12 protein-coding genes, 1 tRNA gene and 1 pseudogene are annotated in these 13,728 nt (G+C 65.4%); 9 read left to right on the top strand and 5 right to left on the bottom strand.

Translation table 11 applies throughout. The features are described 5' to 3' along the window. Positions 1-5 precede the first annotated feature (5 nt). The 4 genes from AC3FOF_RS03800 to aroQ all read left to right on the top strand — a co-directional run bounded on the left by AC3FOF_RS03800 (position 6) and on the right by aroQ (position 3,009). Positions 6-455: a MaoC family dehydratase gene (locus AC3FOF_RS03800; protein WP_488725818.1), complete on the top strand. Its 450-nt coding sequence runs from the start codon at positions 6-8 to the stop codon at positions 453-455. Further along, the gene (locus AC3FOF_RS03795) at positions 452-1,678 is read left to right on the top strand and encodes a CaiB/BaiF CoA transferase family protein (RefSeq protein ID WP_276268286.1); all 1,227 of its coding nucleotides are present in this window, start codon (positions 452-454) and stop codon (positions 1,676-1,678) included. Before AC3FOF_RS03800 ends, AC3FOF_RS03795 begins: the two co-directional genes overlap by 4 nt. Then, the gene (gene aroE / locus AC3FOF_RS03790) at positions 1,675-2,496 is read left to right on the top strand and encodes a shikimate dehydrogenase (protein WP_488725817.1); all 822 of its coding nucleotides are present in this window, start codon (positions 1,675-1,677) and stop codon (positions 2,494-2,496) included. The genes AC3FOF_RS03795 and aroE overlap by 4 nt, the downstream gene beginning before the upstream one ends. A 63-nt stretch (positions 2,497-2,559) precedes the next feature. After that, complete coding sequence (gene aroQ / locus AC3FOF_RS03785) at positions 2,560-3,009, top strand: type II 3-dehydroquinate dehydratase (RefSeq protein ID WP_488725816.1); 450 nt, start codon at positions 2,560-2,562, stop codon at positions 3,007-3,009. Between the two features lie 6 nt (positions 3,010-3,015). Here the strand turns inward: aroQ and AC3FOF_RS03780 are convergent. Further along, positions 3,016-3,344: pseudogene (locus AC3FOF_RS03780) on the bottom strand (aldo/keto reductase); the annotation flags it as partial. A gap of 196 nt (positions 3,345-3,540) precedes the next feature. Here AC3FOF_RS03780 and AC3FOF_RS03775 point away from each other — a divergent pair. Next, positions 3,541-4,404, top strand: coding sequence for a cytochrome c (locus tag AC3FOF_RS03775; RefSeq protein ID WP_488725815.1), 864 nt, complete (start codon positions 3,541-3,543; stop codon positions 4,402-4,404). A 412-nt stretch (positions 4,405-4,816) separates the two neighbouring features. Here the strand turns inward: AC3FOF_RS03775 and AC3FOF_RS03770 are convergent, their stop codons facing one another. Further along, the gene (locus AC3FOF_RS03770) at positions 4,817-5,107 is read right to left on the bottom strand and encodes a hypothetical protein (protein ID WP_488725814.1); all 291 of its coding nucleotides are present in this window, start codon (positions 5,105-5,107) and stop codon (positions 4,817-4,819) included. Between the two features lie 443 nt (positions 5,108-5,550). Here AC3FOF_RS03770 and pip point away from each other — a divergent pair, with 443 nt between their 5' ends. Next, positions 5,551-6,510 (top strand): prolyl aminopeptidase, encoded by a 960-nt coding sequence (pip, locus tag AC3FOF_RS03765; RefSeq protein WP_017230902.1) that lies wholly within the window; start codon positions 5,551-5,553, stop codon positions 6,508-6,510. A gap of 44 nt (positions 6,511-6,554) precedes the next feature. On the opposite strand, the gene AC3FOF_RS03760 is transcribed toward pip, so the two are convergent. After that, positions 6,555-7,241 carry a DUF2076 domain-containing protein gene (locus AC3FOF_RS03760; RefSeq protein WP_488725813.1) on the bottom strand — a complete coding sequence of 229 codons (687 nt, stop codon included), beginning with the start codon at positions 7,239-7,241 and terminating at the stop codon, positions 6,555-6,557. Between the two features lie 298 nt (positions 7,242-7,539). Here AC3FOF_RS03760 and AC3FOF_RS03755 point away from each other — a divergent pair, with 298 nt between their 5' ends. Continuing rightward, entirely contained in the window at positions 7,540-8,037 is a 498-nt protein-coding gene (locus tag AC3FOF_RS03755; protein WP_017230904.1) for an OsmC family protein, read from the top strand. Between the two features lie 130 nt (positions 8,038-8,167). Here AC3FOF_RS03755 and AC3FOF_RS03750 read toward each other — a convergent pair. Further along, positions 8,168-8,254: transfer RNA gene (locus tag AC3FOF_RS03750), tRNA-Leu, on the bottom strand. Between the two features lie 187 nt (positions 8,255-8,441). Between AC3FOF_RS03750 and AC3FOF_RS03745 the strand changes: the two genes are divergently transcribed. Next, positions 8,442-8,783: an FKBP-type peptidyl-prolyl cis-trans isomerase gene (locus AC3FOF_RS03745; protein ID WP_276268292.1), complete on the top strand. Its 342-nt coding sequence runs from the start codon at positions 8,442-8,444 to the stop codon at positions 8,781-8,783. 114 nt (positions 8,784-8,897) lie between these two features. On the opposite strand, the gene AC3FOF_RS03740 is transcribed toward AC3FOF_RS03745, so the two are convergent. Continuing rightward, positions 8,898-10,253, bottom strand: coding sequence for a GGDEF domain-containing protein (locus tag AC3FOF_RS03740; protein WP_017229221.1), 1,356 nt, complete (start codon positions 10,251-10,253; stop codon positions 8,898-8,900). A 716-nt stretch (positions 10,254-10,969) separates the two neighbouring features. On the opposite strand from AC3FOF_RS03740, the gene AC3FOF_RS03735 reads away from it, so the two are divergent. Beyond that, positions 10,970-13,720 (top strand): UPF0182 family membrane protein, encoded by a 2,751-nt coding sequence (locus AC3FOF_RS03735; RefSeq protein WP_488725812.1) that lies wholly within the window; start codon positions 10,970-10,972, stop codon positions 13,718-13,720. Positions 13,721-13,728 lie beyond the last annotated feature (8 nt).

Genomic DNA, 13,728 nt, shown 5'->3' with positions numbered 1-13,728 from the left:
TGGCAATGAGCGAAGAACGTTACTGGGACGACGCCCGCGTGGGCGACGAATGCATCAGCCCCGCCTACGAGGTGACCGAGGCCCGCGTCATGGCCTACGCCGACCTGACGGGTGACCACACCCCTGTGCACACCGACGAGGCATATGCCAGGACCACGCCGTTCGGCACGCGGGTGGCACACGGCCTGTTCGGCCTTTCGATTGCCGACGGGCTGAAGACCGTCAGCGAATACCGCTTCCTGCCCGGCATGTCGCTCGGCTGGACCTGGGATTTCCTGGGTCCGATCAAGCTCGGCGACACGCTGCACGTCAGGTTTCGCGTGGGCAGCATGCGCGGGTCGAAGAGCAAGCCCGGCTGGGGCATCGTGGTACTGCCCTCCGAGCTGATCAACCAGCGCGGCGAAGTCGTGCAGAAAGGCGAGCATCGCCTGATGATTCCGCGGAGACCGGCATGACGCAAGCGCTTCCCCTGGATGGCATCCGTGTCATCGACTACAGCCACTTCCTGGCGGGCCCCTACCTGAGCCGTTGCCTTGCCGCGCTGGGCGCGGAGGTGATCAAGGTCGAGCGTCCCACCACGGGCGACGCCGGGCGCCAGCACCCCTACTTCGTCGATGGGCAAAGCGGCTACTTCCTGCAGCAGAACATGGGAAAAAAGGGCCTATGCATCAACCTCAAGGACCCGCGCGGCCTGGAACTGATGCACAGGCTGGCCGATACGGCCGACGTGTTCGTCGAGAACTACCGGCCGGGAGCACTGGACAAGCTCGGCCTTGGCTACAAGGCCCTGAGCGAGCGCAACCCGAAGCTGGTGTATTGCTCGGTCTCGGCCTACGGCCACACCGGCCCGGATTCGCATCGTGCCGGCTTCGGGCTGATCGCGGAAGCCAAGAGCGGCATCATGCAGATGGTCGGCTCGCCCGGCGAGGCCCCGCCGTTGCTGCGCATTGCGCTGGGTGACATGTACACCGGCATCCACGGCGTGGCTTCGGTCTGCGCCGCCCTGCTGGGCCGGGTCAAGTCCGGCCGCGGGCAGCACATCGACATGGCCCTGTATGACTGCCTGGTGTCGATGCACGAGTACGCGGTGCAGTGCTACACGATGTCGGGCGGCCAGGAAGTGCCGGTGCAGACCGGCCACGACCTGCCGCAGTCGACCCTCTACGGTGTCTTTACCGCATCGGACGGCTACGTCGTTATCGCGGCCCAGGTCGACGATGCGTGGAAGCGCTTCGCCGCCCTGGTCGGCGGCGAAGCGTTCGCCGCCGACACGCGGATGCACACCGCCGCTGGCCGCAATGCCCACCGCGCGGAGATCCTGCCGGTCGCACGCGGCTGGGTGGCGCAGCGCACGGTCGCGCAATGCCTGGTGGCGCTCGATGCCATCGACGTGCCGTGCGCCAAGGTGCAACGCATTGACGAAGTGCTGGCCGATCCGCAAGTAGCGGCACGCGGCATGGTGATCGAGCAGGCGCATCCGCTGCTCGGCAAGGTGCGGCTGCCCAACCTGCCTTTCCGCTTCTCGGACTGCGACACCACGCAGAAAATGCCGGCGCCCCTGATGGGCCAGCACAACCTGGACATCGCCGCCGAACTTGGCTTCACGGCCGCGCAGATCGACGCAATGGTGAACGACGGCGTGCTGTATGCCGAGGCCACTGCAAGGAGCACGACATGACCGACCGCTACGCCGTGATCGGCAATCCTATCGGCCACACCAAGTCGCCGCTGATCCACGGTGAATTCGCGCGGGCCACCGCGCAGGATATGGAATACATTGCGATCGAGGGGCCGCTCGAGGGCGTTGCCGAGGCGCTGCTGGCCTTCCGCGACGCCGGCGGGCGCGGCATGAACGTGACCGCGCCATTCAAGCTGCAGGCCTATGAACTGGCCACCGACAGGCTGGAGCGCGCACAACTGGCAGGGGCGGCCAATGCGCTGAAATTCGAGGGCGGCCGCATCCTCGCCGACAACTTCGACGGCGTGGGGCTCCTCAACGACATCCAGCGCAATCTCGGCTTCTCGCTGGCGGGCAAGCGCGTGCTGGTGCTCGGCGCGGGCGGTGCCGCCCGCGGGGCATTGCTGCCTTTCCTGCAAGCGGAGCCGGCGGAAGTGGTCATTGCGAACCGAACCGTCGAAAAAGCGTCCGCGCTCGCCAGCCAGTTCGCCGCGCATGGCCGGGTGAGCGGCTGCGGCTACCAGGACCTGGCGCGCGAACGCTTCGACCTGGTCGTCAATGCCACCTCCGCGAGCCTCAAGGGCGGGTTGCCGCCGGTGCCGGCCGATGCCTTCGTCCGGGCAGCGCTTGCCTATGAGCTGGTCTACGGCAAGGGGCTCACGCCCTTCCTGCGCTTCGCGCAAAACGCGGGGGCGGCATCATTGGCCGACGGCGTCGGCATGCTGGTGGAACAAGCCGCTGAAGCCTTCGCCTGGTGGCGCGGCGTCCGGCCCGAGACACGGGATCTGATCCGGCGCATGACCGCGCCCTTGGTGTAGGACGCGAAGCGGATCCGCAGGTCCGGGTCAGCTGAAATCCCGATTCAGAAAAGGAGTACGGCCATGAAGGTTCTCATGCTGCACGGCATCAACCACAATATGTTCGGCAAGCGCGACCCCAAGCAGTACGGGACCATCACGCTGGCGGAAATCGACGCGAAACTGCAGGCACTTGGCCAGGAGCTGGGCGCCGAGGTGGACAGCTTCCAGACCAACAGTGAAGGGGCGATGTGCGAACGCATCCACCAGGCCTATGCGGAGGGCGTCGATGCCGTGCTGATCAATGCGGGGGCCTGGACGCACTACAGCTACGGGATCCGCGATGCACTGGCGATCCTGACGGTGCCAGTGGTCGAACTGCATATGTCCAACATCCACGCGCGCGAGGCATTTCGTCATCAATCGGTCTTCGCGGAAATCATCCTGGGTCAGATATCGGGCTTTGGCGTGGACAGCTACCTGCTGGCCCTGCGCGCCGCGGTGTCAGCCGCGCAAACCGCACGGCAGGCCTGATCTTCATTCGGTCTGCTGGATTCGCTTGTCGCCGCGCCCGGCGCGGCTGTCGGCCGGCGGCGGCGCATCCGTCGCGTACTTGCCGCTGAGTACACCGCGTGCCAGCGGGCTGTACGAAACGACGCCAAGGCCATAGCGGGCCGCTGCCGGCAATTGCTCCACCTCCGCGGTGCGGAGCGGTTCGCTGGCGACGGGCCTGTCCATGCCGAATGCATCGGCAAGGCGCACGATGTCGGCAAAGCGCCAGCCGCGGAGATTGGATACGCCGAAGTACCGGAGCTTGCCCTGGCGGATCAGGTCGCCGACAGTCCGCCCCCCTCCTCCAGCGGCGCCTCGGCGGGCGTGAAGTCCCGGGGCAGCAACGACCGCTCGGGCCGCACTCTCCGCCTTCGCGCTTTCGCATACACTGTGCGCTCAAACAAGAACGGGTACATTCCGGCTGTCGCTCAACCGGCTCGGGGCGCAAGCACGCTAGACATCGGTTGACAGCGGGATTCCCGCACATTGCCCCGGAAAACTGGAGAAAGACGCATGAAAGCCTGGATCGCAAGGACCGTTGGCGCGCTTGGCTGCGCGATGGCATTCCTGGCAGGTCCCGCGTGCGCCGCGGACACGGCGACGCTAACCATTGCCGCTGGTACGCAACAGCGCAGCTGGACGCTCGATGGACTGCTGACCGACCGTCGCCTGACCGATGTGACGGTGGACGACGACAACCTGAAACGCCGCCTGACGTTCAAGGCGATCCCCCTGGCGGCCCTGCTGCGCGGCATGCCGGTGACGGCCGACGCGAGTGCGACGACCGCGGCCAGCGACGGCTATATTTCCCACCTGCCGATGCGCCTGCTGCTGGCCGATCGCACCGACGAGCCGCGCGCCTGGCTGGCGGTGGAAAATCCCGCCGCACCCTGGCCGACGCTCAAGGGCCAGGACATCGGGCCGTTCCGTCTGATCTGGACAGTGCCGTCGGGCCATGCCGCCGCCGTGGTCAACGAGAGCCTCTGGACCTACAGCATCGTGCGCATCGACATCACCGCATCGCCTGCCGAGCGCTTTGCGGCCATCCGGCCCGCCCCCGGCCTGCCGGCCGACGGACCGGTCATGCGCGGCTTCGCGACATTCCAGCGCGTTTGCTTTTCGTGCCATTCCCTCAACCGGGTCGGCGACGCCCACCTTGGCCCCGATCTGAACGTGCCGTACAGCCCGGTCGAGTATCTGGGCGACGACAAGCTGGCCAGGCTGATCCGCGATCCGCAGTCGCTGCGCTGGTGGCCCAACGCGCGCATGTCGGCGATCGACGAAAAAACGCTGCCCGACGCCGACCTGAAGGACTTGCTGGCCTATCTGCGGCATATGGCCGGACGCAAGGTGGCGGCGTCTGCTGCCGGCTCCTGAACTGCATCGAGCAGACAACCGGGCGAGCTACTGGAAAGATCCGCCCTTCTGCCGGCGCTCCCGCATCGGATCTCCTGGTACGAAGCAGACGGCAGGGCCGCCTTGCCCAGGGTAGCGAGCACGCCGCTGGTGAGGACGCTTGCGCTCCCATTCACGCGCACCTGGTTGACGGTCACAAGGACATGGCCAACACCGCAAGCCGGCGCAGCGCTCATGGCTTGCCTGCCTGGCTGGGAAATTTGCCCAAGGCCGGCCAACCGCCAGTGTCCCGAACAGTGGACTTGGGACGCGCACCGCCCAACGACGTGCCGCGCCCAAGCAGATACTGGAGATCCTGGGTGCTCCCTGCGCCGTTTTCCAGCGCCTGGGCGGCGTGCAGCACCTTGTCGGGCCCCACGCGGCCACCCCGGAATCAGGCGCTGGCGCCTTTTTCCCCGCCACCCATCGCCATCATCTCGCTCAGCACCAGCGTCTCGTGCGCCAGGCCGGCAGCCAGCGATAGCAGGCGCCCCTGGATCTCTCCAGTCGGGTTGGCGCACGGGCCGGCGGCGGCGTAGTCGCTGGCGGCGCACAGCAGCGCATGAAGCTGCGCCGCCTTCTCGGCAGCGAGACTCAGCGGGCTCTCATTTGGCGTATGGGCGGTCACGAACATATCGGCGCCCGTGTGCTCGGCCGTGATGCCATGGCGAGTGTGCTTATGCATGGGCGGCCTCCTGCTGCGTACCGTGCAAGCGCGGCACGATGATGAGGGAGAAGGGGTCGGGAAGTGCGAAGTGCCCGGTACGGGCGAGCGAAAACTGGGGCATGGGAGTGCCTCCTTCTTGAGCGGTTTCGGACCCGCTCCCCGCTGTCAATCGGGGTGGGCGGGCGCATGACAGGGTTGACAGACCGGCAAGAAGGGACCGGCGAGCCCGAAGGCTCCCCTGCCAAGGCCCGCCCATAGGGACGTGCGAAGGCACGACGGACGAAAAAATGCCGCCTGGTTGGCGGTCGTCCGCCCTCTTGCTCGGGCTGTCAAACCCGGCCGCCGTTGTTGCAGCGGCCCGCGTAGTATAGCTTGAGGCGCCAGCGCATTGGAGCGCATGCGGCCGTCCAGCCTCGCGCGATACACTCCGACTCTGCCAACGCATCCCCTGGACCCGACCCATGCCACAGCTTCGCTCGCTCTATCCCGCCATCGAACCCTATCAAACCGGCACGATGGATGTCGGCGACGGCCACGTGGTCTACTACGAACGGGTCGGCACGCCCGGCGCCAAGCCGGCGGTATTCCTGCATGGCGGCCCCGGTGGCGGCATTTCGGCCGATCACCGCCGCTTGTTCGATCCGGCGCGCTACGACGTCATGCTGTTCGACCAGCGCGGCTGTGGCCGCTCTACCCCGCACGCCGGGCTGGAGGCCAATACGACGTGGCATCTGGTGGAGGACATCGAGCGCCTGCGCCAGCTGGCCGGCGTCGAACGCTGGCTGGTCTTTGGCGGCTCGTGGGGCTCGACGCTCGCGCTGGCCTATGCGCAGACATACCCGGAGCGGACCAGCGAACTGGTGCTACGCGGGGTCTATACCGTGTCCCAAGCGGAACTGGACTGGTACTACCAGCACGGCGTCTCGGAGATGTTTCCCGACAAATGGGCCCGCTTCCAGGCCCCCGTCCCGGAAGCCGAGCGCGGCAACATGATGGCCGCCTACCGCAAGCTGCTGACCGGCAGCGATACCGCGAAACAGCTGGAGGCGGCCCGGGCGTGGAGCGTGTGGGAAGGCGAAACCATCACCTTGCTGCCCGATCCTGACAACAGTGCAAAGCACGCCGACGGCCATTTCGCGCTGGCGTTCGCACGGTTGGAGAACCACTACTTCACGCACCGCGCCTGGCTGGAGGAAGGACAGTTGCTGCGCGACGCGCATCGCCTTGCCGGCATTCCCGGCGTGATCGTGCACGGCCGCTACGACATGCCCTGCCCGGCAAGGTATGCCTTTGCCCTGCACCAGGCGTGGCCCGACGCCGATCTGCATCTGATCGAAGGCGCCGGGCACGCATGGACCGAACCCGGCATCCTCGATCAGCTGATTGCCGCTACCGACCGGTTTGCGGCGGCACCGCGATAGTCCGGCGCGGGCAGTCCGGGCAAGCCCCGCACGCCCTGAACGTCCTAGGCGTTGAATGCATCGTCATTCAGGAAGTCGTCATTGCCCAATCCGTCATCCAGGAGCCCATTGCTCAGGCCCCCATCCGTATCGGGCGCCCCCCGCGACGAGCGGCCGTCGTTCTCGTAGTAGTTGTTGACGACGGTGGTCTCCGTCGGCATCTGCCCCATGGCGGGCTGCCCGAAGAAGCCGCCGCCGCTATTGCGATGGAACAGGTTCTCGATCCCCTGGAACAGGAACGCGCCGCCGGCCACGCCGGCTGCCGTCGTTGCGATACCGCCCAGCGCGCTCCCCAGGCCGCCGCTCAGGAAACCGGGCCGGGACGGCTCCGCCGGCACGGGCTGGGCCTGCTGCGGCACGGCGACAGGCGCGCTCGCCGGCGGCGGCATGACGGGGTTCGGTGCGGCACGGCCAGCGCTATTGCCCCAGGCATTGTCCGGGTCGAGAAAGCGATTGGCGCCGCTGGACTGCGCCATCTGCAACTGACTCTGCAGCGTGGCGATCTGCGTTTTTGCCGTCGCCAGCGCATGGTCCAGCATCATGGCGCGCTGGACCAGCAGGTATGCGGCATCGGGCTGCCTGGCAACCGCGTCGGCAATGAAGGCCTCTGCCTGGGGGTCTTTCGCCCCAGCCCTGGCCTGCGTCAGCTGCGTCAAGAAGCCTTCCAGCGCTTGCATCTCTTGCGGGGTCATGGCACCTCCTATCCGGGTTGTCTTGTGTGCTGCCAGTCTATGGGCCGAGACTTAAGCAAGACTTAAAAAAGGCCGCTCCAAAGTGACTACCGAGCCGCGCGACCGCCTCGGGCGGGGGCCTCGGCAACACCTTGCATTGCCAGCAGGCCTTCCGTGTCGCCACCGTTCCAGTTTCGTGGCGCGCCCAGGCTTGGCCGTTGCCGCCGGGTCACTACAGATATGCAAACTCGAATTCCTTATTTCCCAAGGATGGGAAAAGCCTCAAGAATCGGACTGAAAGACGCTCGAGGAGACTATCTTGTCCGATCCATATCAATCGCTGTTCATCGCAAACCAGCAAGCATTGGCTGCACAACCCGAAAAGGCCGTTGTCAATTTCTCGGTGGAAAGCCGCGGCGAGGACGGACTGCACCGCAAGGTCAGGATACGGGAGTTCACGGTGGACGTGGACGAGCCGCTTGGCCTTGGCGGCAGCGACAAGGCGGCCAGCCCGGTCGAGCTTGCCCTGGCTGCCCTGGCGACCTGCCAGGAGATCACCTACCGCCTGCATGCAGCCGCGCTCGGCATTCCCCTGAGGGATGTTTCCGTCCAGCTACAAGGCACGCTTGACCTGAGAGGCTTCTTTAGCGTTGATCCGGAGGTTCGCCCAGGCTTTACCGATATTCAAGGCACCGTGAAATTCGATAGCAGCGCGAGCCAGGATGCGCTCAAGGCGCTCAAGGAGAGCGTTGACCGGCATTGCCCGGTGCTGGATCTCTTCCGGAATCCGACCCCTGTCTCGATAGCGATCGCCTAGCGGCGTTCAAACCCGCGGGTGCGGGGAGACCACATGCGCGGATTCGCTGTGGGCAGTGCAAAAGCTACAAAAGCTAAAAAGCTACAAAAACAAAAGGCCTGCACGGATGCAGGCCTTTTGCTTTCAATCTTGGTGCCCAGGAGAGGACTCGAACCTCCACAGTGTTGCCACCGCTAGGACCTGAACCTAGTGCGTCTACCAATTTCGCCACCTGGGCAAGGTGAGCTGCGCATTTTACCCAACCAATCGAAATTTGCAAGCGCTGCGCATGCGGGATCGGAAGAAAATTCGCACCGCGTCCCGCAGGCACTCCAGGCCCGCGTGCATGGCGATGCTTCAGGAAGTTTGCGAGAATCCCGCCTGAGCAGGCTATCCACGAACCACCAGGCGAACGAGAACGATCGATGAGCAGCGAACTACAGGTTGAAGACCTTCAAATCGGCGACGGCAAGGCCGTGGTCAAAGGCGCCTTGATCACCACCCAGTACAGCGGCTTCCTGGAGGACGGCACCAGGTTCGACTCCTCCTACGATCGCGGCAAGCCCTTCCAGTGCGTGATCGGCAGCGGGCGCGTGATCAAGGGCTGGGATCAGGGGCTGATGGGCATGAAAGCCGGCGGCAAGCGCAAGCTCTTCGTACCCGCCCACCTGGCGTATGGCGAGCGGCAGGTCGGCGAGCATATCAAGCCGAACGCCAACCTGATCTTCGAGATCGAGCTGCTGGAAGTGCTGACGCGGGACGATTGAGCGCGCAAGGCCCGGCGCGTTACGGCACCACTCGCTCCGCTCCCCGGGATGAGATCCCGGATTTCGCCGCGTGACCGCAGCCGCCGGGAGCCACCGGGAGCCACCGGAAGCCATTCAGCCATCCGCGAGATGAACGCGATTGCGCCCGGCCGCTTTCGCCCTGTACAGCGCCACGTCGGCCGCCTCGACCAGTTCGTCGGCCAACCTTTCCCACCGCAGCGCGGCGCAGCCGGCGCTGACCGTGACGTATCCGGCGGGAGCCGGGGCGTCGAGTCTCAACCGCATCACCGCCTGGGTCGCTTGCGCCGCGATTTCGGATGCGCCATGCAGATCGGTGTCCGGCAGCACGATGGCAAACTCCTCTCCGCCGTAGCGGCAGACGAAGTCCGCCGGACGCCGGACGACTCCGGCCAGGGCCGATGCCACGGCGACCAGGCAGGCATCTCCCTTGGGGTGCCCCAGGGCGTCGTTGTAGCGCTTGAAATGATCGACATCGATCATGATCAGCGACAGCGGCAGATTCCCGCGCTTGGCGCGCTCGAATTCCTTGCCGAACTGCGCGTTGAAATAGCTGCGGTTGTAGATCGCCGTGAGCGCGTCATGCACCGATGTCTGCAGCAACGTGACATGGGCTGCGAACAGCCGCCGGTACAGCACCGTGACTTCCCACACCAGGACGCACACCAGGACGCCCGGGGCAAACATGCTGAATACCCTGGCGAGATACCAGCCCACGCTGAACCTGGCCGCGCTCAGCAGGTTCAGGCTGGTATCGATAAGGCAGGCAAGCAGGGCGATCGATATCCATATATCGAGCACGGCGCGCAGGCGCCCGCGTAGCAGCACGACGGCAATGGCGACGACATTGAGCGACCAGATCACCAGCGCCGTAGCATTCCTCTCATAGCCGCCCGAACTGCCCGCTACCTTGAGCGCGGATGGCAAATCGCCGTACAGGGCCAGCCCGCAAAGCGCCACGCCGACCGCGACCGGCCCGCCCACCAGCCCCCACGTCCACAGGCCGACATTCCTGGGGCGGATCAACTCTTCCCCGGACAGGTTACGCATCACCACGGCGAGAATCACAAAAAACGGAAAGCCGCCATGCCAGAAGACCCACATCCACAGCGCGCTGTCGGGGCCGGCGCCAAAGAGGCCATCGGGCGTGAAGACGCCGGGAAACGTCATCAACTGCAAAGCCACCGCCAGCGCTGTGAAGGCGTAGGCGCCACCGAGCGCGCCCAGGATCGGCTGCCGCGTCACGGTGAATTGCGCGCTGAGCAGGAAGCTGACAATGCAGGCTGTCGTGAATACCGTCAGCGCGCACATCGGCATGAAGGGAGGCACCGCGGGCAGCGCCTGCGTTGCGCGAGGCACGGCCAGCGCGAAGACGCCCAGGATGAGCAGCGTCGTGATGCCGGCAAGCGTTGCCTGTCTGCGCGTAGCCGGCCTTACCAGGAAGCTTTCCATGCAGTCCACCCGTATCAGTGTCCGGAGTCACAACTTCGTTGAGTAAGTCAGCCGATAAGACGCGCGATCCGCCGTCACCAATGCTCGCAAGGCTTCAGCCTTGCTGCGCTTCGCTCCCAGGCTCCCATGCCTGCTCTACTGACTTGCCCGGTCAACGAGGTTCAGACCCAGGACACCAGCCGTCCCTCCGCGGCCGGCAGCCATCGGGTCCGGCAACGCGAAGCGACATCCGTCGAAACGCTATCCACGCACAGGCTGTCATGCCGTGTTCCCGGCATTGCGCTGACGATTCTGCGCCACTTTGCGCTTGCGCGACAAGGGGAACCCACTCTTCTGCCATGCGTCGGCGGCAAGGTGAAAAGACCGGAAAGACCACCTGCAAGCTAGCGTCGGCCACCGCCGCTTCGGAGCCGGCGCCTGAGCAACGGCAAAATGTTACTTAATATTCACACCAACAGGCGTACGGAACAATCCGCCAAGCCGGGCAATCGAGTGAGACTTGACCCACGCAGGCGCCCGCGGGAGCCCCCCCGCTTGCCTGTTCGCAAGCCTACAATGAGTTATCCGGTGCTCTCTGCGGCGGTTTCTTGCCTGGCTACGGGCCGCCATGCGCTTATGCATCGCCCGTCCGTTCAGCCGCGCGCCTTGCGGCATTGGCGATGCCCGATGGTCCGGCCGCATCCGGCGAAGGATAACGGCCCGGCAAAGGAGGGGCGATGCGGTCGCGAGTCAGATCCGGCGGGCGCTTGAAACGGTATGCGGTCACGGCCGCAGCCGTCGTCGCCGGCCTGTTCGCCGTCGGGCGCTTCACCAGCATACTGGTCGACTGGCTCTGGTTTTCCTCGGTCGGCTACGCCGGCGTTTTCTGGACCATCTTCTCCACCCAGGCGCTCCTGTTTGCCGCCGTGTTCGCGGCATCGGCCGGCGCGATCTGGGCATCGGGGCGGCTGGCGCACCGCTATGCGAGCAGCCCCGGCACCCCGCGGGCCGCCTTCTCGCATGGTATGCCCGAAGTCGTCAGTGAACTGGCCGAAGAGGTCGCGCCGCACATTCCGTGGCGCGCCAGCATCGCCTGGGCCGCCGTTCTTCTCGGGCTGCTGATCGCCACCAGCGAAATATCGAACTGGAGCATGGTGCTTCGCTTCCTTCATCAGGTGCCATTTGGCGAGCGCGATCCGATCTTCGGCAAGGACATCGGCTTTTATCTCTTTTCCCTGCCCGTCTATGTCGCGCTCAAGAACTGGCTGCTGCAACTGCTTTTCTGCTGCGCAGCGATCGCGGGCGTGATCTACGGGATGCGTGGCGACATCGCGCCGGGCTGGTCGCCGGGCGGATTCTCGCCCGCCGCGGCCGGTCACGGCTCGGCTCTGCTCGGCTTGTTCTTTTTGCTGAAGGCCTGGTCCTACGGGCTCGATCGCTTCCTGCTGCTCTACGGCGACAACGGCGTGGTGGTCGGCGCGGGCTATACGGATATCCATGTCGAACTGCCGCTCCTGTGGCTGCTTGCCGGCCTTGCCGTTGCCGCATCCGCCGCCTGCTGGGCGAATATGCGCTGGCACGACTATCGCATTCCCGCCGCGTCGGCACTGCTGGTGTTCGGCGGTTCGCTGGTGTTCGCAGAGATCTACCCGGCGCTGTTCCAGCGCTTCTACGTCAAGCCGAACGAGTTGCAGCTGGAGACGCCGTATATCGAGCACAATATCGCGCTGACGCGGCAGGCCTACGGTCTGGGGCGGATCGCGGTAAAGCCGTTTCCGGCCGAGCAGGATCTGAATCTCGCCTCGCTCCAGGCCAATCGCCCGACCATCGACAACGTCCGCCTGTGGGATGTCCAGCCGCTGCTGGATACCTACGCGCAGTTGCAGGAAATCAGGACCTACTACAAATTCCTCTCCGTGGATATCGACCGCTACCGGCTCGACGCCGGCTACCGGCAGGTGATGCTGTCCGCGCGCGAACTGGAGCCGGCGATGCTGCCGTCGAACGCGCAGACCTGGGTGAACCTGCATCTCCTGTTTACCCACGGCAACGGCGTGGTGATGTCGCCGGTCACCGAGAAGTCCACGGAAGGCCTGCCTTCCCTTTATCTGCAGGATATTCCGCCCGCCGCCAACGGCGGCCCGCCCATCCGCGAACCGCGCATCTATTTCGGCGAAGGCGGCCAGGGCTTTGTCATCGTCAAGGGCAACATACCTGAATTCGACTACCCCAAGGGAAAGGACAACGTCTACGCCGCCTACAGCGGGCGCGACGGCGTCGCCGTCGGCAGCCTGGCACGGCGCAGCCTGTTCGCCTGGCAGCTCGACGATCTCAACATCCTGCTGACGGGCTATATCACGGACGAGAGCCGGATCCTGCTCCATCGCAATATCCAGGACCGGGTGCGTACGATCGCCCCGTTCCTCAGCCTCGATCACGATCCCTATATCGTGGCGAGCGACGGACGCCTGTTCTGGATGCAGGACGCCTATACCACCAGCAGCTGGTTTCCCTACGCCGAACCGGGCACCGGCGACGGCACCAACTACATCCGCAACGCGGTCAAGGTGGTGATCGACGCCTATAACGGCACGGTCGAGTTCTATGTGAGCGACCCTGCCGACCCGATCGTGCGGACGTACCAGCGCATCTTCCCCGGCCTGTTCAAGCCGCTGGAGGCCATGCCGCAGGACCTGCGGCAGCATATCCGCTACCCCGAGGATCTGTTCCTGATCCAGGCGCAGCGCTACCGCGCGTACCACATGGATGCGCCGGAAGTCTTCTACAACCGCGAGGATCTCTGGCAATTCCCCCGGGCACCGACCGATCTCGACGGCAGGAATTCCCCCGGCATGCAGATGATGCCCTATTACATGATCATGCGGCTGCCCGGGGAGCCGCGCGCCGAGTTCGTCCTCATGCTGCCAATGGTGCCAAGCCAGCGCGAGAATATGATCGCCTGGCTGGCGGCGCGTTGCGATCCACCCGAGTACGGCAAGCTGATCGTCTACGCCTTCCCCAAGGACAAGCTGGTCTTCGGGCCGTTCCAGATCGAGGCGCGCATCCAGCAGAATACCGAGATCTCGCAGCAGATCTCGTTATGGAACCAGATGGGCTCGCGCGTCATCCGCGGCCATCTGCTGGTGGTGCCGATCGAGAACTCGATCCTCTACGTCTCCCCGCTCTACCTGCGCGCGGCATCCGGCCAGTTGCCCGAGCTGAAACGGGTGATTGCCGCCTATGGCGAGCGCGTGGTGATGGAGGAAACCCTGGGCGAAGCGCTGGCGGCGCTGTTCAAGGAAGCCGCCCCGCTGACAGCGCCGCCCGGCGGCACGGCGGACGCCCGCGCGCGCGAGGCGCTAGCCCATTATGACCGTGCCATCGAGCGATTGAAGGCGGGAGACTGGAGCGGCTTCGGCGCGGAGCTCGATGCGATGCGGCCGCTGCTGGAGGCGCTCGGCGCCGGCCACCCCAAGGATCAGAGGTAATCCTGCTT

The organism is Cupriavidus sp. 96C5-1 (assembly GCF_057798855.1).
This window is presented reverse-complemented; position numbering and strand designations above follow the sequence as displayed.

What these genes read in the sequence shown, in the direction of transcription:
- AC3FOF_RS03800 (WP_488725818.1), top strand. Translation starts at nt 6, where the DNA reads ATGAGCGAAGAACGTTACTGGGACGACGCCCGCGTGGGCGACGAATGC.
- AC3FOF_RS03795 (WP_276268286.1), top strand. Translation starts at nt 452, where the DNA reads ATGACGCAAGCGCTTCCCCTGGATGGCATCCGTGTCATCGACTACAGC.
- aroE (WP_488725817.1), top strand. Translation starts at nt 1,675, where the DNA reads ATGACCGACCGCTACGCCGTGATCGGCAATCCTATCGGCCACACCAAG.
- aroQ (WP_488725816.1), top strand. Translation starts at nt 2,560, where the DNA reads ATGAAGGTTCTCATGCTGCACGGCATCAACCACAATATGTTCGGCAAG.
- AC3FOF_RS03775 (WP_488725815.1), top strand. Translation starts at nt 3,541, where the DNA reads ATGAAAGCCTGGATCGCAAGGACCGTTGGCGCGCTTGGCTGCGCGATG.
- AC3FOF_RS03770 (WP_488725814.1), bottom strand. Translation starts at nt 5,107, where the DNA reads ATGCATAAGCACACTCGCCATGGCATCACGGCCGAGCACACGGGCGCC.
- pip (WP_017230902.1), top strand. Translation starts at nt 5,551, where the DNA reads ATGCCACAGCTTCGCTCGCTCTATCCCGCCATCGAACCCTATCAAACC.
- AC3FOF_RS03760 (WP_488725813.1), bottom strand. Translation starts at nt 7,241, where the DNA reads ATGACCCCGCAAGAGATGCAAGCGCTGGAAGGCTTCTTGACGCAGCTG.
- AC3FOF_RS03745 (WP_276268292.1), top strand. Translation starts at nt 8,442, where the DNA reads ATGAGCAGCGAACTACAGGTTGAAGACCTTCAAATCGGCGACGGCAAG.
- AC3FOF_RS03740 (WP_017229221.1), bottom strand. Translation starts at nt 10,253, where the DNA reads ATGGAAAGCTTCCTGGTAAGGCCGGCTACGCGCAGACAGGCAACGCTT.
- AC3FOF_RS03735 (WP_488725812.1), top strand. Translation starts at nt 10,970, where the DNA reads ATGCGGTCGCGAGTCAGATCCGGCGGGCGCTTGAAACGGTATGCGGTC.